This is a genomic window from Corynebacterium sp. HMSC06D04, assembly GCF_001807315.1.
Classification (GTDB): domain Bacteria; phylum Actinomycetota; class Actinomycetes; order Mycobacteriales; family Mycobacteriaceae; genus Corynebacterium; species Corynebacterium simulans.
In genome coordinates this window covers 1-18,749 of record NZ_KV788540.1, presented here as the reverse complement: position 1 = coordinate 18,749, position 18,749 = coordinate 1, and the positions used below count along the sequence as shown (strand labels likewise).

Below are 18,749 nucleotides of genomic sequence, written 5' to 3'. Positions count from 1 at the left end.
TGGTGCGGTATCCGTTGCCGACATGCAAGTCTTAGCACAGGTTCATTCATTTCTGTTTGTGGAAATGGAAAAGACCGCCCAGCCGTGTGCTGGACGGTCTTTTATGTGCTGCTTATTAAGTGCTTAGTTCGACTCGAAGAGCGTGGTTACGGAGCCGTTTTCGAAGATCTCGTGGATGGTACGAGCCAGCAGCGGAGCAATCGAAAGAACGGTCAGGTTGGACCAGCCCTCGGTGGACTGCGGAAGGGTATCGGTGGTGATGACTTCCTCAGCGCCGCACTCGGACAGGCGCTCACGTGCCGGATCGGAGAAGACGCCGTGGGTACAAGCGATGACGACGGACTTCGCGCCTGCTTCCTTCAGCACACGAACTGCGCCAGCGATGGTTCCGCCGGTATCGATCATGTCATCCAGAAGGATGCAGTCCTTGCCCTCGACCTCACCGACAACGCGGTTGGAGACGGTCTCGTTTGCAACCTCGGTGGAACGAGTCTTGTGAACGAAGGACAGTGGGGCGTCGCCTAGCTCATGCGCCCACTTCTCAGCCACCTTGACGCGGCCAGCATCCGGGGAAACCACAGCGAGGTTATCCAGGGAGTACTTGGACTTGATGTAGTCCACGAGGATCGGCATTGCGTGCATGTGATCGACCGGGCCGTCGAAGAATCCCTGGATCTGGTCAGTGTGCAGGTCAACAGAAACGATGCGGTCTGCGCCCGCTGCCTGCAGCAGGTCAGCAACGAGGCGAGCGGAGATCGGCTCGCGGCCGCGGTGCTTCTTATCCTGACGTGCGTATGGGTAGAACGGCAGGATAGCGGTGATGCGCTTTGCGGAACCACGCTTGAGCGCATCGATCATGATGAGCTGCTCCACCAGCCACTTGTTCAGCGGCTGGGTGTGGGACTGCATTACGAAGCAGTCTGCACCACGGACAGACTCTTCGAAGCGGATGAAGATCTCACCGTTTGCAAAGTCACGAGCGGTGGTTGGAACGAGGTCCGTCTTCAGTTCCTTGGCCACAGCCTCAGCCAATTCTGGGTGTGCACGCCCAGAAAAGAGCTTCATATTCTTGCTGCTGCCGGTTACCTTGCCAGTCATGGGCGGTAATTCCCCTTACTTGTTGTTGTCCTGTGCGCGGGCGGCAGCTTCTGCTGCCGGAGTGCCCGGACGCTTCTTTTGAACCCAGCCTTCGATGTTGCGCTGCTTGCCACCGGAGACCACGAGTGCTCCCGCAGGAACATCTTCCTTGATAACTGTACCCGCCCCGGAATAAGCGCCGTCACCGACATTGACTGGTGCGATAAACATCGTGTCAGATCCGGTGCGCACGTGGCTGCCGATTACGGTGTGATGCTTGTTAACACCGTCGTAGTTGACGAATACGGAGGAAGCGCCGATATTGGATTCCTCGCCCACGGTGGCATCGCCGATGTAGGTCAGGTGCGGAACCTTGGAACCGCGTCCAATCTGGGCATTCTTTGCCTCGACGAAGCCGCCGAGCTTACCGCCTTCGCCGAGCTCGGTCTTCGGGCGGATGAAGGTAAACGGGCCGACGTTGGCGTTAGCGCCAATCACAGACTCGGAACCGTGGGTGCGGATGACCTTGGCGCCCTCGCCGACCTGCATATCGGTCAAGGTGGTGTCTGGTCCGATTTCTGCGCCATCAGCGATGTGGGTCTTGCCCCACAGCTGGGTGCCCGGGTGGATGAGAACGTCGCAGCCAATGGTGACGTCAACGCCAATCCAGGTGGTGGCAGGGTCGACGATGGTGGCACCGCCGCGCATGGCGGCTTCCACGGTGCGGCGGTTGAGCTCGCGGCCAGCTGCGGCGAGCTGGACGCGGTCATTGACGCCTGCCAGCTCGCCGGCGTCGGCAGCAATGTGCGCGCCGACGTTGTGGCCTGCGGTGCGGGCGATTTCCAAAACGTCAGTGATGTAGAGCTCGCCCTGGGCGTTGTTGGAATCGAGCTTGGTTAGGGCGTCGCGCAGAATTGCGCCGTCGAAAGCGAATACGCCGGAGTTGACCTCGTCGATGGAAAGCTGCTCGCTTGCTGCATCCTTCTGCTCAACGATGGCTTCGACATTGCCATCTGCGCCGCGGACGATGCGGCCATAACCGGTTGGGTCAGCAAGCTGCATCGACAGAACCGTCACGGCGTTGCCGGCGGTAACGTGGGCGTCGAAAAGCTCGCGGATGGTCTCAGTGCGAAGAAGGGGGACGTCACCGTTGGTGACGATGACGGTGCCATCGAAGTCGGGGAGTGGCTCGAGACCGCACTGCACTGCGTGGCCGGTGCCGTTTTGTTCTTCCTGCACTGCCTGGGAGACTTCGGTTCCCAGTTCTGCGGCGATGGCCTCAATGGCGGGAGAGACCTGCTCGCGCTGGTGGCCGACGACGGCGACGAGGTGCTCCGGGTGCATACCAGCCGCAGCATGCAGCGCGTGCCCGATGAGCGGGCGCCCGCCGATTTCGTGCAAAGTCTTTTGCTTTGCGGATTTCATTCGGGTGCCAGCGCCCGCTGCTAGAACAACAATCGCGCACTTAGTTGTATCTGCCACGAGTTTCTTCGTTCTCCTGTCGTCGAGTCTTATTTAGGGAGTAATGTCCCACATCTTAACGCCCCACGTAGTTATTGGGGGATAAAGCACACCCCAGTTCGGCGCTGGCTTTGCTATGAACTAGGCAGAGACCTCACGCAGCATCCTGGCGCGCCAAGCTCCGATGAAGCCGAGTGCAGCCAAGAAAAGCAGGGCAGCGGTAGGCCCGGCAAGGGAAATGACTGCGGAGATTGCGCCTACAACAAGCAAGATTGCGCCCATCATCGTGTTGGCCGCACCGACATAAAAGGTGCGTTTATCGCCACCTGCCATGTCCACGATGTAAGTCTTACGCGCGACGCGGATGCCCGTGTGCGCGAGGTTGACCAAAAAGAACCCCAGCGGCAAAGCCCAAGCACAAACCCAGGTTGGCGCCCAATGAGCACAAGCGACCACGAGCATTAGGGTCAGCGATGCCGCAACCGACGCCCACGACATCACCAATCGGGAAGAGCGATCCGACCAGATGCCGGAAATTTTTCCACCCACCAGGTTGGCAAGGCCAGAAGCAAGCACGAAGCCCGCGAGTCCGCTGAGCACCGTGGTGCCGCTTTGATGGGAAAGCGTGACGATGAAGGTGGTTGATAGCGCAGTCACTAGCAAAAGGGCGCGCACGTTAACAAAGCGGCGGAAATCTTCGTCGGAGGTATATAGCTTCCAGGTATCGCTCCACCAGTGAGGGCCCTCGGATGCATTCTTTTTGGCGGCCGCGGTTTCTGCTTCATCCGGAACGGGCTCATCGATGGAGGAGAATATCGCTGCCGCAACGAACCAACTCAGCGCACCACCACCGAGAACTGCGGCAAGCCCCAGCGGCGGAAGCTGGCCCAAGAACGCGAGCACAAGGCCAACGAGTAGGGTTACCGCGCCCGATGCTTGAGCAGCAAGCCCCGTCACCTCACCGCGGCTGCCTTTAGAAATGGTCCGGCCTTGGACGTCTTTTCCCGTCAGCGAGCACAAAGCGCGGAAAACAGAAAGCACGGCAAGCGCAGCGATGGTTATCGTGCCGAGAACCCAACCTTCAAATACCGCTGCGGCACCTGCAATCACGAGGGCGCTAATGCCTTGAACGACCGAGCCCCACACCCATAGCTTCTTGCGGGTCGGACGGGAAGTTACCCACGGGGTCAGTGCGGCCTGCGGGAGCATGGAGCCAGACTCTCGGATAGGCACCAGTAGTGCGGTAAAAAAGTGCGGGACGCCCAGCTGCGCAAAGAGCCAGGGCAGGACGGTCTTTCCGGAGACTAATTGGTCACCGATGCCTTGTAGGGCGTTTGAGGATGCGAAAAGGCGGGCGGGACGAGCTTCTTGGTCTGGGATCGGCATAAATCAAGCGTATGTGATAAATACCTGAATTGGCCGAAATAGGTTTGGCTTAGCAGCCAACTAAAATATTCTGGAATTTATGGGTTTTACGCGTCGTGTCTTTTTCAAAGGTACTTTGTTTACTGCTTCTGCCGCTGCGGCAGGTGCGGCTCTCACGGCATGTGCCAATACGAAAAATAAGGATCAGCCGGCCCCGGTGGGCTATGACGCAGCGCCGCGGCCCCTTCCTATCCCGCCACTTTTAGAAGGTGAGATGGATGGCGGTACAAGGGTCTTCAAGCTCACCGCCCAAGACGGCCATTCGGAGGTTATCTCGGGCAATAACAACACCCGCACTTGGGGATTCAACGGCGCCTTCTTAGGGCCCACGCTGCGGGCGCACAAAGGTGAAAAGGTCCGCGCGGAAATCACCAATAACCTGGTCGAAATGACCACCGTGCACTGGCATGGAATGAAGCTTCCGGCCTATTCCGATGGTGGACCACACTCGCCGATTGAGGTGGGCAAGACCTGGAAGCCACAGTGGGAGATTTCCCAACCCGCCGCCACCGTCTGGTATCACCCGCACCCGCACATGGCCACGGCAACCCATGCATACCGCGGACTTGCTGGCATGTTTATCTTGGACGACGACGTATCGGATAAGCTCGACATTCCTTCTGAGTACGGCGTGGATGACATTCCGGTGGTCATTATGGATGCGAAGTTCACTGAGGACGGCCAGTTTGATCACCAGGTTGACGGCACTCTCGGTCTCATGGGCACTACTCCTGTGGTTAACGGCATCACGAATGCAGCTTTCACCGCCACCACGCGCCGGGTTCGACTCCGTTTGCTCAACGGCGCTTCGATGCGTTTCTACACGCTGGCCCTGGATAACGGGACGCCGTTTAACGTCATCGCTACTGACTCCGGGCTTCTCGACGCCCCCGTTGAGGTCGACGAACTCCTCATCGGGCCAGGCGAGCGCATCGAGGTCCTCGTGGACTTGGAGCCCGGCAAGGACGTGGTGTTGCAGTCGGTGCCGCGCAAGGACAACTTCAGCATCCCCGAAGATGAGTACTCTGCGGACTTTGGCTTCAAGGACAGCTTTGACATCCTGCATATCACCGCGCCGGGGGAGGATGCGCCTGCAGCGCCAGCTCTGCCGCAAACCTTGGATCCCGCGGCTGCCGACGTCCCGTCTGCCGAGGGGCTGACTGAGCGCGAGTTCGTGCTCAATACCTTCATGATTAACGGTGAGTCCATGGACATGGCCCGCGTGGACACCGTGATCGAGGAAGACAAGCCTGAGGTATGGACTGTGACCAACGAAAATAGCGATTGGCCGCACAACTTTCACATCCATAATTCGCGTTTCAAGGTCTTGTCTTATGACTATGGCGATGGCAAGGACATCGCGGTTCCGACGATGGGCTGGAAGGACATCGTCAATCTTCCGCCCAAGGCAACTGCCAAGCTGCTCGTGGAGTTGGGCTACTTCCCGGATAAGACCATTCCGTACATGTACCACTGTCACATGCTCCTGCACGAGGACAAGGGCATGATGGGCCAGATGGTTGTGGTGAACAAGGGCGAAAAACCTGACGTGCGCGTCAAGCCGGCGGCGCTTGTATTCGAGAAGTCTGCTGGGGCGTCGCATAGCGCACATGCTGGGCAAGTCGTGGACTCATCCCGTAGCCCGTACGCGACCCCGTCTGCGACTTCCTAGGCTTTTCGAGGTCTCAAAATAAAAGAACTCCTGCTCCTTCGAAATGCGAAGTGAGCAGGAGTTTCCTTGGCTTCCCCACCAGGACTCGAACCTAGAATGACGGTACCAAAAACCGTAGTGTTGCCGATTACACCATGGGGAATAACCGCGCGCTCAAGGCGTGCGTTGCTAATAGTACCTGACGCGTATGCCTTAATTACAAATGCCACCCACTAAGCTTGATCGCATGGTTCGACAGAGGATGACTGGACGCGAACGTCGCGAGCAATTGATCGTGATTGGCCGAGCGGCTTTTGCCGAGCTGGGGTTCGACGGAGCCAGCGTGGAGGAGATTGCGGCGCGAGCTGGCGTTTCCAAGCCCGTGGTCTATGAGCACTTCGGGGGAAAAGAAGGCCTCTATGCGGTCATCGTGGACCGCGAGATGCTCGCCCTGGAGAAGGTGATCACGCATTCGCTTAGCGAAGGCACCTGGCGCGAGCGCATCGAGAAAGCCACTGTCGCACTTTTAAACTACGTGGAGCAAGAAACCGATGGATTCTTAATCCTCGTACGCGACTCCAAGCCCGGCGACGAACGCTCCTATTCCACTTTGCTTAATTCCTCCGTGGGGCAGGTCTCCTATATCTTGGGCGCCGCCTTCGAGCGCCGCGGCCTCGACGCGAAACTGGCAGGACTTTATGCCCAAGCGCTAGTCGGCATGGTCTCGATGACCGCCCAATGGTGGCTGGATACCCGCCAGCCGGCAAAGGAAGTGGTGGCTGCGCACATCGTAAACTTGTGCTGGAATGGGCTGTCTGGAATGGAAGCTAAGCCAAAACTGAGAGGAACTAACTAAGTGGCAACGCCGATGCTCGCCGGACTACTCAAGGTCGCGGCTTCCGACCCGAAACTCAAAGGGCTTGCCACCCAGGTAGGCGAGCCACACCTGCACATCACCGGCATCGACCAAGCGCGCCCGTGGGCTATCGGCACGCTGGCGAATCAGGCGCCCGTTCTCGTCGTTACCGCCACCGGCCGTGAGGCCGAGGACCTCACCGCGGAGCTAACCGCGATGATGGGGGACAAGGTTGCCCAGTTCCCGGCCTGGGAAACCCTTCCACACGAACGCCTTTCGCCCGGCGCGGATATCGTGGGCCGCCGCGCGCAGGTGCTGCACCGCATTGCAGAAGGCAAGCTGCGCGTCGTCGTCACAGCAGCGCGTGGATATAGCCAACCGATCTTGAAAAACGTGGAAGGCCGCAGTCCGATCAGCCTGGCCGAGGACATGGAAATCGAGCTCGAGGCCATCGTCTCACAGCTGGAGTTTCGTGCCTACAAGCACGTGGACATGGTGGCCAAGCGCGGCGAGTATGCCGTCCGCGGCGGCATCTTGGACGTCTTTCCCACGACGCTCGATTACCCGGTGCGCGTGGAGTTCTGGGGCGATGAAATTACCGATATCAGGCAATTTTCCGTCGCCGACCAGCGCGCGATTCCAGAGATTGCGGTCGGCGCGGTGGACATCTTCCCGGCGCGTGAGCTTCCGATTACTGACGACGTCGCCAAGCGTGCCCAAGACTTTGCCCTGCAGCACCCGGGCAATGCTGCCCTCGTGGAGCTTTTGACCAAGGTCGGTGAGCATATTCCGGCCGACGGCATGGAGGCGCTGCTGGCGGTGCTTAGCGACGCCCCGCTGGTCACCCTTCCCGAATTCATGCCGGAGGGTACCCACGTGCTGCTGGTCGCGCCGGAAAAGATTCGCACCCGAATCGCGGATCTAGAGTCCACGGACGCGGAATTCTTGGCTGCCGGTTGGGAAGCCGCTGCCATGGGGGCGGATGGTCCTTTGACCGCTGAAGGCCTGGATACCGAGGCCGCTAGCTACCGTTCCTACGAGTCTTTGGAAGCAACGTGTGCTAACACGAATTTGCCGCTGTGGACCTTTGCGCCTCCTGGAATGTTCATGGCCGACGAGGCGCAGACCCTGCCGCTCGAGTATGAACCGGGCCCGACGCCGCGTGGTGACATCAAGGAAATCGACGCCATGATGGCCCAGTTGCTCGCGCATACCCGCGACGGCGGCCGTGCGGCGTTTATCGCTCCTGCGCAAGGCGCGATCAAGCGCATGGTTGAGCGTTTTGCGGAAAAGGGCATCCGCACCAAGGTCGCGACTCCTGGCTGGGAGCCGACGCCTGGCGAGGTCACTTTGTATCAGGCGCTTTCACATGCGGGCTTGGTATTCCCGAAGGCCCGCAGCGCCGGCGGCTCGCAGAAGGAACAGCTCCCGCTGGTTGTGGTGACGGAGACCGACCTGACTGGTAATCGCGTGGGCGATATCGCCGGCGCTAAGCGACGCCCAGCTAAGCGCCGCAACCGCGTCGATCCGCTGGCGCTCAAACAGGGCGACCACGTGGTGCATGAAACCCACGGCATTGGCCGCTTCCTCAAGATGGCCGAGCGCACGATTCAGTCGGGTGATGAGACCTCCCGACGTGAGTACATCGTGTTGGAGTACGCCTCCTCGAAGCGCGGCCAGCCGGCCGATCAGCTCTGGGTCCCGATGGACTCGCTGGATCTGCTCTCCAAGTACACCGGCGGCGAGAAGCCGACTCTGTCCAAGATGGGCGGCTCGGACTGGAAGAACACCAAGAAGAAGGCCCGCGCCGCAGTCCGCGAAATCGCGGGCGAGCTGGTGGAGCTCTATGCCAAGCGCCAAGCCGCGCCGGGACACCAGTTTGCGCCTGATAACCCGTGGCAGGCGGAGATGGAAGATAACTTCCCATATGTCGAGACTGAAGATCAGATGATGGCCATCGACTCTGTGAAGCAGGATATGGAATCCAGCGTGCCGATGGACCGCGTCGTCGTCGGCGATGTGGGCTATGGCAAGACCGAGGTAGCGGTGCGCGCAGCCTTCAAGGCGGTGCAGGACGGAATGCAGGTGGCGGTTTTGGTGCCGACCACCTTGCTGGCGCAACAGCATGCTGATACCTTCCGCGAGCGCATGACCGGTTTCCCGGTCAACATTCAGGTGCTTTCGCGCTTTACTTCTACCAAGGAAGCCAAGGAGATTGTCTCCGGTCTGGCAGACGGTTCCGTCGATATCGTCATCGGAACGCATCGCCTGCTGCAAACAGGTGTGCATTGGAAGAACCTGGGCCTCATTGTGGTTGACGAGGAGCAGCGCTTCGGCGTGGAGCATAAGGAACATATCAAGGCGCTTAAAGCCTCCGTTGACGTGCTGACGATGTCTGCGACCCCAATTCCGCGCACCCTCGAGATGTCCATGGCGGGCATCCGCGAGATGTCTACCATCCTGACCCCGCCGGAAGACCGCCATCCGGTCCTGACTTACGTGGGTGCTTACGAGGACAAACAGATTGCTGCGGCGATCCGCCGCGAGCTGCTGCGAGACGGCCAGACCTTCTTCATCCACAACAAGGTCTCTGACATTGAAAAGAAGGCCCGCGAGCTCCGCGATCTCGTGCCGGAGGCGCGCATCGTCGTGGCGCACGGCCAGATGAACGAGGAAGCCCTCGAACGGACGGTGCAGGGCTTCTGGAACCGCGAGTACGACGTCCTGGTTTGTACCACGATCGTGGAAACCGGCCTGGACATCGCTAATGCGAATACGCTCATCGTGGAAAACGCGCACCACATGGGCCTGTCTCAGCTCCACCAGCTGCGCGGGCGCGTGGGTCGTTCCCGTGAGCGCGGCTATGCCTACTTCCTGTACCCGAAGGGCGCCACGCTGACCGAGACCTCCTATGACCGCCTGGCAACCATCGCCCAGAACAATGATCTGGGCGCCGGCATGGCCGTGGCGATGAAGGACTTGGAGATGCGCGGTGCCGGCAACGTCTTGGGCGCGCAGCAGTCCGGCCACATCGCGGGTGTCGGCTTCGACCTTTATGTCCGCTTGGTCGGGGAGGCAGTGGAGACCTTCAAGGCCCTTGCCCGTGGCGAGGTTCCGAAGGCCACCGACGAGGGACCGAAGGAGATCCGCATCGACCTGCCAGTCGACGCCCATATCCCAGAGGATTACATCAACTCCGAGCGCCTGCGCCTGGAGGTCTACCGCAAGCTCGCGGCCTCGAAGGACAATAACGATCTGCAGTTGGCTGTAGAAGAAATGGAAGACCGCTACGGCCCACTGCCGGAGCCAGTTACCCGTTTGCTGGCTGTCGCTCGACTGCGTCACCAGGCGCGCCGGGCAGGCGTGGGCGATATTGCGGTGCAGGGAACCCGCATTAAGGTCCACCCAGTGGATTTGGCGGATTCGAAGCAGGTGCGCTTGAAGCGCCTTTACCCGGGCTCCAATTACCGCGCCGCGGCGAAGGCTATTCAGCTGGGGTTCCCCAAGGCGGGCCGCAACGTCACCTCCCCGAAGTTGCGGGATATCGAGCTGCTGCAGTGGATGGCGGATTTCTTTTCCGCCATGTTCGAACTGGACAAGATCGATGTCACCGGCGCAAAGGTCGGCGGGAAGAATGTGATCTCTGTAAGCCAGTAAGACCCTATTTCACCTGCAGAGCACTGTCCTAGCAGAAAAGTACTCCCTACGGGCCCAGCGTGAAGCCGAGCCGGTAGGGAGTCTTTATCTATGCAGTTATCCTTAAAGAGAGAGCTTGCCGCTTGCTAGTCCCCACAGAGCGGCGATTGCGCCGATGAAGACGATGGCCACGACACACCACTCGAAGGAGTTGAAGACTCGCTCCTTCTTGTACAGGCGCGTTCCCACGTAAGGGATAAGACCTGGAATAACAGCGAGCGCACCGAGCAAGACATAAACCAGGTCGGCGGCGTAGATAAGCCACAGCGAGTAAACGAATGCGATGGCGCCAATGACGATGTGACGGCGGTTTTCCCGCTTCGAGATTTCCGGGCCCGAAAGATCGAACTTCACACCTGCGTGCGGGTGCGAAAGGCCCGTGCCGCGGATACCCAGTAAAAGTAGGTAGAGCGAGGTGAAGATATAAGGCAGCAGGTACATGATGGTGGCCAGCTGCACCATGGCGTTATATGAAGTCTCATTGAAGAAGAAGACGATGATGAAGACCTGGATAACAGAGGTGGAGATAAGCTGCGCTACCCATGGGGCGCCGGCCACGTTGATGGTGCCGATCTTGCGAGGCAGCAGGCCGTCGGTAGCCATCATTACGATGGGCTCAGCACACAGCATCTGCCAAGACACGTAAGCGCCCAGCACCGAAAGGCAGAGGCCGATGGAGATAAAAGCCGCGCCCCATGGGCCGACGACAGCTTCTAATACGGAAGCCATGGAGTTATCCGGCAATACTGCCAGTTCAGCTTGGGAGAGCACGCCGAATGACAAGGTGGAGACCGAAACTAAAAGCGCCAGCACGGAGAAGAAACCGATGACGGTGGCACGGCCGACGTCCTTGCGGGAGCGGGCCTGCTTGGAGTAGACGGAGGCGCCCTCCACACCGATGAATACCCACACGGTGTAGAGCATGATGCCCTGAATCTGCTCAGAGACGGTTGAGCCGGAGTCCTTGCCCCAGAAATCAAAGGTGAACTTGTCCCAGCTAAAGCCGAGGAACACGATGAAGACTACGAAAGCCAAGATAGGGACGATCTTGGCAATCGAGGTCACCATGTTCATCACAGCGGCCTGCTTAATGCCGCGCGCCAAAACTGCAAAAATGGCCCATGACATTACCGACACTGCGATGGCGGAGGCCCAGCGATGATCGGCGTCGAAAAGCGGCACATAGTGGCCCACGGTGTTAAAGAAGAGCGTGGCATACCCCACCTGCGCGATTACGGAGCCAATCCAGTAACCCCATCCTGCGGTAAAGCCGATGAAATCACCCAGGCCCGCGCGGGCGTAGGAGTACACGCCGGAGTCGAGGTGCGGCTTGCGGTGCGCCAAGTACTGGAACACGAACGCGACAGAGAGCATGCCCACGCCGGCGATGAGCCAACCGATGAGCATTGCGCCGGGACCTGCAACCGAGGCGATGTTTTGAGGGAGCGAGAATATTCCACTGCCCACGGTGGAGCCGATAATCAAGGCGACGAGAGTCCACAGAGTCACCTTGTGAGTACTCGATGACTCGGCGTTCGCCGGGGAGGAAGTAGTGGAAGTCATGCGACTAAAATACCCCGCAAAAGCCACGGAGCGAAGTCAGCATTTAAAACCTGATTACTAAACTGCCCTATACTTTGTGGCCATGACTGTTCTGTTGCTCGATGAACGCTGGCCCACGCTGATTCCGATGGAGGCACATGGGGCGCTTTTGGGCCCTGTTAGCTTCACCGGTGAGGTTCCAGTGCGCGTGCGATGGAACTTTAGCGATCTCCTAAAAGGAGAGGACCCATTGGGCGTTGGCCTGCTGGTTTCCACTGATGCGCACGAGCCGGAAGTCGTTGCAAGGCTGGAAGCTGGCGAGCGTCTCATCGAAGCAGAGTCGCGCAAAGATCCGATGTTTCAGGCGCGTACTGCAATGACCCAAGCGGTGCGGATTGGCGAGTGGGAACGTGCCCAAACTCACGAAAGTCTGTTGCCTTATCTCGCCGAAGAATCCGCCGAATTTGCCGAATCGGTGCGCTCCCAGGCCGGCGATGAGCATATGCGCGGCGAGCTTGGCGACGTCCTGCTACAAGTTCTCTTCCACGCCGAGCTAGCCTCGCGGCGCGGAGCATTCACGCTTGACGACGTCGCGGATTCCTTCGTGGCGAAGCTGCGCTCCCGCGCGCCCTATCTCTTTGATGGAACGAATGAGCTTGTTGCGATTGAGCGGCAGGAGCAGCTGTGGGCAGAAGGAAAGGCCCGCGAAAAGTCGCAGGCCTTGGACTAGCCGGAAATTCTTCTGAAGTTCCTTAGAGCTTCGGTAGGTTCAGCATGGAAGAGAGCATCGGAGCGTAGTCCGAGATCTTGGAGGACAAGCCAGTACCGCCAGTGAGGATGTTGTCCTGCTTGACGATGCCGCAGGCTAGGGCGCGGTCTGCGGTTAGCCCGGAGTACTTCACGGCAGCGATGGTCAGCGGGGAGACCTGTGCGTTCGCGTTGCCGCCAAGGTTCTGCAGGTTGTGAGCGAGCTGGTTGCGGGTGGTGTTCTCGTTAAAGAGCACGCCCTCGGTGTTTTGATCGATGACGGTCAGCGTGGTGCGAACGGTGCCGCAGTCGGCGCCGCTAATGAGCTGCGTGGCGACATTGTTAAGGTCGCCCAAGAAGCTGAGGTCTTGAGCCTGTGCGGCAGCTGGGGCGGCGAGGGAAAGGCTAAGCGCTGCGACGGCGGTAGCGGCGTAACGGCGAAGGGACATAGAAAGGCTCCTTTTTAAGGTGTGCGGTGCAGGGACAGGCGTGAAACCTGACCTCGTTACTGTAGCGCAAAATGTTAAATATGGTGCAGTAGTGAAAGATCTGACATAACTTCTTGTTGCTTACTGTTAAATCTCTGAAAGGGAAGTGGGGGCCGCAGTGTCAGTTCGGGAAGTGGCTAGGGGAGTCATTATGATTGGCGCTTATGACTAAGCGGCTGCGGAAACTCGGGGGCTGCGGCCTGGCCGCAGTCCTCGCTGTCGTCGTTGTGGTTTCCCTTGTGGGCTGGGTGCTTTCTGCTCTAGGCAAGCCTGCAACCTTGAAGCCGCTGCAGCCGGTTCCGCAGGCGATGCCGCCGATTGCTGGCATGGAAGTTCCTAATATTGACGTTCATTCGGAAGGGCGCACCGCGGACAAGCTGACCTACTGGTCCTCGCAGCTGGAATCGCAGACAGGAATCTCCGGCCAAGCATTACGTGCCTACGGAAACGCCGAGCTCATCGCCCGCGATGCGTGGCCCGAATGCAACCTGCGATGGAATACTCTGGCCGGTCTGGGTTGGGTAGAAACCCGCCATGGCACCTACAACGGCAATTGGCTGCGCCCCTCCAAGCTGGATGAAAATGGGTACCCAGATCCGCCGATTACCGGCATTGCTCTCGACGGCTCGAATGGTACCGCACATACCCCTGACACGGATGGCGGCCAAATCGATGGCGACGCTGAGTTTGATCGCGCCGTCGGGCCGTTGCAGTTCATTCCTTCCTCGTGGTCCCACGTGGGCCGCGATGCCAACGGTGATGGAGTAGCAGATCCCAATCAGATCGATGATGCCGCCCTCGGCGCAGCGGCCTTGCTTTGCTTCGGCGGGCGCAACATGGACAAGTCTGAAGACTGGGAGGCTGGCATCCTTAATTACAACCAGTCCAGGGACTATCTGGAACGCGTTGCCGCTGCTGCCAACTCATATTCGATTCCGCAGCCTGCTTCTTCTTAGAAAAGCCAACTTTTTAGGCAAGTATGTGACATAGTGCCCGACGCAGCCCGAAGTTTTCTGGAACAATTGTCTTCAGGTGATTTGGGGCAAGGAACCCGAATCTCATATCAAATCAATTTGGCTCAATAGGAGTGAAAGCAGCATGGCTGACATCATCCACGTATTTGCTCGAGAGATTCTTGATTCTCGCGGTAACCCGACCGTCGAGGCCGAGGTTTTCCTTGATGACGGAGCACGCGGCGTAGCCGGCGTTCCTTCCGGTGCTTCTACCGGTGTGCACGAGGCTCATGAGCTTCGTGATGGTGGTGACCGCTACCTGGGCAAGGGCGTTCTCAAGGCTGTTGAAAACATCAACGAGGAAATCGTCGATGAGATCGCCGGCTTCGAGGCAGACGATCAGCGCCTGCTCGACCAGGCGCTTATCGCGCTCGATGGAACCGAAAACAAGTCCCGCCTTGGTGCAAACGCAATCCTCGGTGTTTCCATCGCTACCGCGAAGGCAGCTGCAGAGTCCGCCGGCCTGCCGCTCTACCGCTACATCGGCGGCCCGAACGCACACGTCCTGCCGGTTCCGATGATGAACATCGTCAACGGCGGCGCACACGCTGACTCCGGTGTTGACGTACAGGAGTTCATGATTGCACCTATCGGCGCCGAGTCCTTCGCTGAGGCACTGCGCATGGGTGCTGAGGTTTACCACTCCCTGAAGTCCGTTATTAAGTCCAAGGGCCTATCCACCGGCCTGGGCGACGAGGGCGGCTTCGCTCCGGAGGCTGAGTCCACCAAGGCTGCACTCGATCTCATTGTCGAGGCAATCAAGAAGGCTGGCTTCGAGCCAGGCAAGGATATCGCCCTGGCTCTTGACGTTGCTTCCTCTGAGTTCTTCAAGGATGGCAAGTACCACTTCGAAGGCGGCGAGCACACCGCCGAGGAGATGGCCAAGGTCTACGAGGAGCTCATCTCCGAGTACCCAATCGTCTCCATCGAGGATCCGCTGCAGGAAGATGACTGGGAGGGCTACACCAAGCTCACCGAGACCATCGGTGACAAGGTCCAGATTGTTGGCGACGACTTCTTCGTCACCAACCCGGCACGCCTGGCTGAGGGCATCGAGAAGAAGGCTGCTAACGCACTGCTCGTTAAGGTCAACCAGATCGGTACTCTGACCGAGACCTTCGACGCAGTCGAGCTCGCGCACCGCAACGGCTACCGCACCATGATGTCCCACCGCTCCGGCGAGACCGAGGACACCACGATTGCTGACCTCGCAGTTGCTCTGAACTGTGGCCAGATCAAGACCGGTGCTCCGGCTCGTTCCGAGCGCGTTGCTAAGTACAACCAGCTGCTGCGCATCGAGCAGGAGCTGGGCTCCGGCGCGGTCTACGCAGGCCGCTCCGCGTTCCCGCGTTTCCAGGGCTAAACCCCCGCGCTGGTTTTAGTTAGGTCGCCTCTTCAAGGCCCCTCGCTACCTACCCTTGGTTTTCAAAGGAAGGCAGCAGGGCTTTGGGAAGGCGGCCTTTTAATTTGTGAGAATTTACTTCATTCACACGCGCGTCACCCGTTTCAATAAGCTCGCGCCGCTAGGATAGAAACCCTATGGCACGCGAGAACCACCCTTCAAAGAAATCCCGGACCACCGTCCCCGTGGTCTCGCGTGCTGCTACCCAGCGAGAGGCTGCAGCCAAAGCCAAGAAAACGCAGAAGGCACGCGGCGAACGCATGGGCCGCATGGACATTGTTGGTCTCAGCGTCATCCTCGTGGTGGTCCTCATCGTGTTGCTGACCATCGCGGTGCCGCTGCGCAATTACTACCACGTGCGCTCTGAAACTGCGCGCCTGCAACAATCCATCGCTGCTAAGCAGGCCCAAAAAGAAGAGCTTCTCAACGAGATCGATAAATACAAGTCGGAGGATTACCTCGAGCAGGAAGCGCGCCGCCGTTTCGGCGTCATCGCGGAGGGCGAGACCGCTTATCGCATCATGGATCGCCGAATGAATCCGGACAGCACGGTCACCACGAACAAGCTTGACGACGTCGATGAGCGTCCGTGGTACGAAATCCTGTGGGGCTCCATCGCAGAAGATGAAGACGTCAGCGCCACGGGCTCGACCAACTCAGACCCGGGCAGCCTGCCGGTAACCCCGGCGTCGCCAAGCGCGGGCCCTGAAAACCCGCCAGCTGCCCAGTAACGCGTACCGTAATTAGCCCGGCTAATAGCCTTGATGAAGGCGCGGTGAATCCTATGCACCGCAAATGCGCTGCGGCATGAGACAATAGCTGCCATGACCGTCAATGATGCAGACCTAGAAATCGTTAAAGAGCAACTCGGCCGCGCGCCCCGCGGCGTGCTCGACATCGCTTACCGCACTCCAGATGGCCAGCCGGCTGTGGTGAAGACGGCGCCGAAGCTACCGGATGGAACTCCATTTCCTACGTTGTACTACCTGACCGACCCACGCCTAACCGCTGAGGCCTCCCGGCTTGAGGTCGCGCACGTGATGAAGTGGATGGAAGCCCGCCTAGCTGAAGATAAGGAGCTGGCAGAAGATTACAAGCGTGCCCATGAGTACTTCTTGGAAAAGCGCAACGCTATTGAAGACCTAGGCACCACTTTCTCAGGTGGTGGTATGCCAGATCGCGTGAAGTGCCTGCACGTGCTGATTGCTTATGCGCTGGCTGAAGGGCCACAGCATTTCCGTCTAGGCACCGAAGCGGTGGCGATGGCTGCGGACCATGGCCGCTTGCGCGGCACCGCAATTCCGGAGGATTGGCCGAGCGTCAACGACCTGGGCATTGATCTGAGCCAATTCGATTTCTCTAACGCTGAATAGTTTTTCCAGGTAAGGCTGAGACCAAGAAGGCAGGTATTACATGACTCGCGTCGCTGCGGTGGATTGCGGCACCAACTCGATTCGTTTGCTCATTAGTGAAGTACAAGCTGACGGCAAGATTCGCGATATCGTCCGCACCATGGAAATCGTGCGTCTGGGGCAGGGCGTAGATGCCACGGGCGAGTTTGCACCAGAGGCCCTTGTGCGCACCCGCGTGGCGCTGGAGGGCTACGTAAAGCAGATGAAGTTTGAGAAGGTTCAGCACGTGCGCATGGTGGCAACGTCTGCTACCCGCGATGCGAAGAACCAAGACGAGTTCTTCGAAATGACGGCGCAGTTGCTGAGCCAGATCGAATCCGGTGCCAAGGCTGAGGTCATCACCGGTGAAGAAGAAGCTCTGCTGTCCTTCAAGGGGGCAGTGGCGGACCTGCGTTCTGAGCGCGGGCCATACTGCGTTATCGACTTGGGCGGCGGCTCGACGGAATTCGTCGTCGGAACTATCGACGGTGACATTCTCGGCGCGCATTCCGCGCAGATGGGCTGCGTGCGCCTGACAGAGCGCATCATGCGCACAGATCCTCCAACGGATTCTGAGATCGAAATCGCGGAAGATTACGTGGAAGAGCGCATGCAGGAAGTTGAAAAGATTGTGCCGATTTCCTCGGCCAAGACTTTCGTTGGCTGCGCGGGTACCTTCACCACACTGTCTGCTTTGGCACAAGGCCTGGAAAGCTATGACCCCGATGCAATCCATGGCTCGGAGCTGCGTTTTGATGCGCTGCGAGTGCTCACGCGCCAGCTGATGGGGAAGCCTTCGGCTACCCGTGCGCTCAATCCAGTCATCCACCCAGGCCGCGCTGACGTTATCGGCGGTGGCTCGGTGGCTGTCGAGGGCATCATCAAGATGATTGAGCGCAACAGCGACGCCTCTTCATTCTTTATCAGCGAGAAGGATATCCTCGACGGAATCGTCGCAGGCATCGCCGCTGACCTCTAGCGATTCGCATTGAAGCCACCCCATTGCGCAGCAGTGCTGACGGGGTGGCTTAAAATAGAACCGCACCAAGCCCCCATAGCCCAATCGGCAGAGGCAGTTGACTTAAAATCAATTCAGTCTGGGTTCGAGTCCCAGTGGGGGCACCGTGTGAAGTCTCGAGGCATCATTCCTTTTGGATGGTGGCTTGAGGCTTTTATTTATGCCTTGGTCGTGGGCTTGCGGCAGCTGCAGGCACACGCTCAAGGGCCGCTGACCGCAAATACCCAGACGGTAAAACTAGATGGCAAACTCCATTCCTCAGCTGGCAGCGACGTTTACAGCTGTCACAGTTCATAACAAGCGGATTTGCCATCTGGAATCCCAGAAAGAACGCGAAAGGCCCAGCCTTGAAAGGCCGAGCCTAAAGCTAGGGTTCACTCAAACCCGTGACGGTATGGACACTACTGCAGTGCGATGAATTCCTTGCCTGCGAGCATGTCCGGGCGAACTGCGAGAACGCCCTGGTCTGCCGAGGCAGCCGGAACAGCGAATGCAAGATCGCCGGTAGCGGTGCCACCTTGGTACAGGGGGCTGGTGTTGTCGAAGCGGTTTTCCAAAACAGCCATGGTGTCGAATGTGTTGACGGTGCGGTCATCTGCGGACTCGCCATCCGCATTGTTGGAGACAGTGGTGTCGCCGCCGGTTGCCTCATTGATGCTGGAGCCAATCGCTGCGATGAACATGATTACCGCGATGATGCCGAGTGTTGCGGCCTTTGGGAGCCTCGGCAGGCGTCGCCGCGCTTTGCGCTGGGTACGCCATCTGAGGGCTGTTCTGGGATCCAGTGTTTTCTGGACCAGTGGCGGGAGTAGTCATTGCAAGACTCCTTTGGAGAGAAGGGTGAGAAAGAAAACCAAGGTCTCAAGTCCTTGAGTGAACCCGAATGAGACCGCGAGAAACGGTCGCGATTAGTTGCCAAGAACAATTGAAAACGTTGGCGTCACGAAAGATGCCGTTTCGGCGTAGTTGGTAGGGGCAATCC

The 18,749-nt window shown here is 58.9% G+C and carries 15 protein-coding genes and 2 tRNA genes; 10 read left to right on the top strand and 7 right to left on the bottom strand.

Annotation, left to right across the window (positions count from 1 at the left end; translation table 11 throughout):
• Window positions 1-123: 123 nt before the first annotated feature.
• The 3 genes from HMPREF3155_RS05175 to HMPREF3155_RS05165 all read right to left on the bottom strand — a co-directional run bounded on the left by HMPREF3155_RS05175 (window position 124) and on the right by HMPREF3155_RS05165 (window position 3,924).
• Window positions 124-1,098, bottom strand: a complete 975-nt coding sequence (locus tag HMPREF3155_RS05175) for a ribose-phosphate diphosphokinase (protein WP_062035541.1) — start codon at window positions 1,096-1,098, stop codon at window positions 124-126.
• Between the two features lie 15 nt (window positions 1,099-1,113).
• Window positions 1,114-2,559 (bottom strand): bifunctional UDP-N-acetylglucosamine diphosphorylase/glucosamine-1-phosphate N-acetyltransferase GlmU, encoded by a 1,446-nt coding sequence (glmU, locus tag HMPREF3155_RS05170; RefSeq protein ID WP_062035540.1) that lies wholly within the window; start codon window positions 2,557-2,559, stop codon window positions 1,114-1,116.
• A gap of 120 nt (window positions 2,560-2,679) precedes the next feature.
• On the bottom strand, window positions 2,680-3,924 hold the full coding sequence (locus tag HMPREF3155_RS05165) for an MFS transporter (protein WP_061921440.1): 1,245 nt from the start codon (window positions 3,922-3,924) through the stop codon (window positions 2,680-2,682).
• Between the two features lie 79 nt (window positions 3,925-4,003).
• On the opposite strand from HMPREF3155_RS05165, the gene HMPREF3155_RS05160 reads away from it, so the two are divergent.
• Window positions 4,004-5,635 carry a multicopper oxidase family protein gene (locus HMPREF3155_RS05160; protein WP_070432743.1) on the top strand — a complete coding sequence of 544 codons (1,632 nt, stop codon included), beginning with the start codon at window positions 4,004-4,006 and terminating at the stop codon, window positions 5,633-5,635.
• Window positions 5,636-5,702: 67 nt separating this feature from the next.
• Here HMPREF3155_RS05160 and HMPREF3155_RS05155 read toward each other — a convergent pair.
• Window positions 5,703-5,777: transfer RNA gene (locus HMPREF3155_RS05155), tRNA-Gln, on the bottom strand.
• An 84-nt stretch (window positions 5,778-5,861) separates the two neighbouring features.
• Here HMPREF3155_RS05155 and HMPREF3155_RS05150 point away from each other — a divergent pair.
• Both HMPREF3155_RS05150 and mfd read left to right on the top strand, forming a co-directional pair.
• The gene (locus HMPREF3155_RS05150) at window positions 5,862-6,470 is read left to right on the top strand and encodes a TetR/AcrR family transcriptional regulator (RefSeq protein ID WP_062039053.1); all 609 of its coding nucleotides are present in this window, start codon (window positions 5,862-5,864) and stop codon (window positions 6,468-6,470) included.
• Between the two features lie 12 nt (window positions 6,471-6,482).
• The gene (mfd, locus tag HMPREF3155_RS05145; protein ID WP_070432760.1) at window positions 6,483-10,127 is read left to right on the top strand and encodes a transcription-repair coupling factor; all 3,645 of its coding nucleotides are present in this window, start codon (window positions 6,483-6,485) and stop codon (window positions 10,125-10,127) included.
• A gap of 102 nt (window positions 10,128-10,229) precedes the next feature.
• Here the strand turns inward: mfd and HMPREF3155_RS05140 are convergent, their stop codons facing one another.
• Complete coding sequence (locus HMPREF3155_RS05140; RefSeq protein ID WP_061921540.1) at window positions 10,230-11,729, bottom strand: amino acid permease; 1,500 nt, start codon at window positions 11,727-11,729, stop codon at window positions 10,230-10,232.
• Window positions 11,730-11,811: 82 nt separating this feature from the next.
• Here HMPREF3155_RS05140 and HMPREF3155_RS05135 point away from each other — a divergent pair, with 82 nt between their 5' ends.
• Complete coding sequence (locus HMPREF3155_RS05135; protein WP_061921542.1) at window positions 11,812-12,438, top strand: MazG nucleotide pyrophosphohydrolase domain-containing protein; 627 nt, start codon at window positions 11,812-11,814, stop codon at window positions 12,436-12,438.
• A gap of 22 nt (window positions 12,439-12,460) precedes the next feature.
• Here the strand turns inward: HMPREF3155_RS05135 and HMPREF3155_RS05130 are convergent, their stop codons facing one another.
• Entirely contained in the window at window positions 12,461-12,904 is a 444-nt protein-coding gene (locus HMPREF3155_RS05130) for a hypothetical protein (protein WP_061921545.1), read from the bottom strand.
• 203 nt (window positions 12,905-13,107) lie between these two features.
• On the opposite strand from HMPREF3155_RS05130, the gene HMPREF3155_RS05125 reads away from it, so the two are divergent.
• The 6 genes from HMPREF3155_RS05125 (at window position 13,108) to HMPREF3155_RS05100 (ending at window position 17,871) form a co-directional block, all read left to right on the top strand.
• A complete protein-coding gene (locus tag HMPREF3155_RS05125; RefSeq protein WP_061921548.1) occupies window positions 13,108-13,899 on the top strand; it encodes a lysozyme family protein in 792 nt (263 codons plus the stop codon).
• A gap of 142 nt (window positions 13,900-14,041) precedes the next feature.
• Window positions 14,042-15,319, top strand: a complete 1,278-nt coding sequence (gene eno, locus HMPREF3155_RS05120; protein ID WP_061921551.1) for a phosphopyruvate hydratase — start codon at window positions 14,042-14,044, stop codon at window positions 15,317-15,319.
• A gap of 176 nt (window positions 15,320-15,495) precedes the next feature.
• Entirely contained in the window at window positions 15,496-16,089 is a 594-nt protein-coding gene (locus HMPREF3155_RS05115; protein WP_070432742.1) for a septum formation initiator family protein, read from the top strand.
• 93 nt (window positions 16,090-16,182) lie between these two features.
• Window positions 16,183-16,731, top strand: coding sequence for a DUF501 domain-containing protein (locus HMPREF3155_RS05110; protein WP_061921554.1), 549 nt, complete (start codon window positions 16,183-16,185; stop codon window positions 16,729-16,731).
• A 40-nt stretch (window positions 16,732-16,771) separates the two neighbouring features.
• Window positions 16,772-17,728, top strand: coding sequence for a Ppx/GppA phosphatase family protein (locus tag HMPREF3155_RS05105; RefSeq protein WP_070432741.1), 957 nt, complete (start codon window positions 16,772-16,774; stop codon window positions 17,726-17,728).
• A 69-nt stretch (window positions 17,729-17,797) separates the two neighbouring features.
• Window positions 17,798-17,871: transfer RNA gene (locus HMPREF3155_RS05100), tRNA-Leu, on the top strand.
• A gap of 297 nt (window positions 17,872-18,168) precedes the next feature.
• Here the strand turns inward: HMPREF3155_RS05100 and HMPREF3155_RS05095 are convergent.
• Window positions 18,169-18,450 (bottom strand): hypothetical protein, encoded by a 282-nt coding sequence (locus HMPREF3155_RS05095; RefSeq protein WP_070432740.1) that lies wholly within the window; start codon window positions 18,448-18,450, stop codon window positions 18,169-18,171.
• Between the last annotated feature and the right edge of the window lie 299 nt (window positions 18,451-18,749).

Coding starts and splice junctions, on each gene's coding strand:
- HMPREF3155_RS05175 (WP_062035541.1), bottom strand. CDS start 1,098: ATGACTGGCAAGGTAACCGGCAGCAGCAAGAATATGAAGCTCTTTTCT.
- HMPREF3155_RS05165 (WP_061921440.1), bottom strand. CDS start 3,924: ATGCCGATCCCAGACCAAGAAGCTCGTCCCGCCCGCCTTTTCGCATCC.
- HMPREF3155_RS05160 (WP_070432743.1), top strand. CDS start 4,004: ATGGGTTTTACGCGTCGTGTCTTTTTCAAAGGTACTTTGTTTACTGCT.
- HMPREF3155_RS05150 (WP_062039053.1), top strand. CDS start 5,862: ATGGTTCGACAGAGGATGACTGGACGCGAACGTCGCGAGCAATTGATC.
- mfd (WP_070432760.1), top strand. CDS start 6,483: ATGCTCGCCGGACTACTCAAGGTCGCGGCTTCCGACCCGAAACTCAAA.
- HMPREF3155_RS05140 (WP_061921540.1), bottom strand. CDS start 11,729: ATGACTTCCACTACTTCCTCCCCGGCGAACGCCGAGTCATCGAGTACT.
- HMPREF3155_RS05135 (WP_061921542.1), top strand. CDS start 11,812: ATGACTGTTCTGTTGCTCGATGAACGCTGGCCCACGCTGATTCCGATG.
- HMPREF3155_RS05130 (WP_061921545.1), bottom strand. CDS start 12,904: ATGTCCCTTCGCCGTTACGCCGCTACCGCCGTCGCAGCGCTTAGCCTT.
- HMPREF3155_RS05125 (WP_061921548.1), top strand. CDS start 13,108: ATGACTAAGCGGCTGCGGAAACTCGGGGGCTGCGGCCTGGCCGCAGTC.
- eno (WP_061921551.1), top strand. CDS start 14,042: ATGGCTGACATCATCCACGTATTTGCTCGAGAGATTCTTGATTCTCGC.
- HMPREF3155_RS05115 (WP_070432742.1), top strand. CDS start 15,496: ATGGCACGCGAGAACCACCCTTCAAAGAAATCCCGGACCACCGTCCCC.
- HMPREF3155_RS05110 (WP_061921554.1), top strand. CDS start 16,183: ATGACCGTCAATGATGCAGACCTAGAAATCGTTAAAGAGCAACTCGGC.
- HMPREF3155_RS05105 (WP_070432741.1), top strand. CDS start 16,772: ATGACTCGCGTCGCTGCGGTGGATTGCGGCACCAACTCGATTCGTTTG.
- HMPREF3155_RS05095 (WP_070432740.1), bottom strand. CDS start 18,450: ATGTTCATCGCAGCGATTGGCTCCAGCATCAATGAGGCAACCGGCGGC.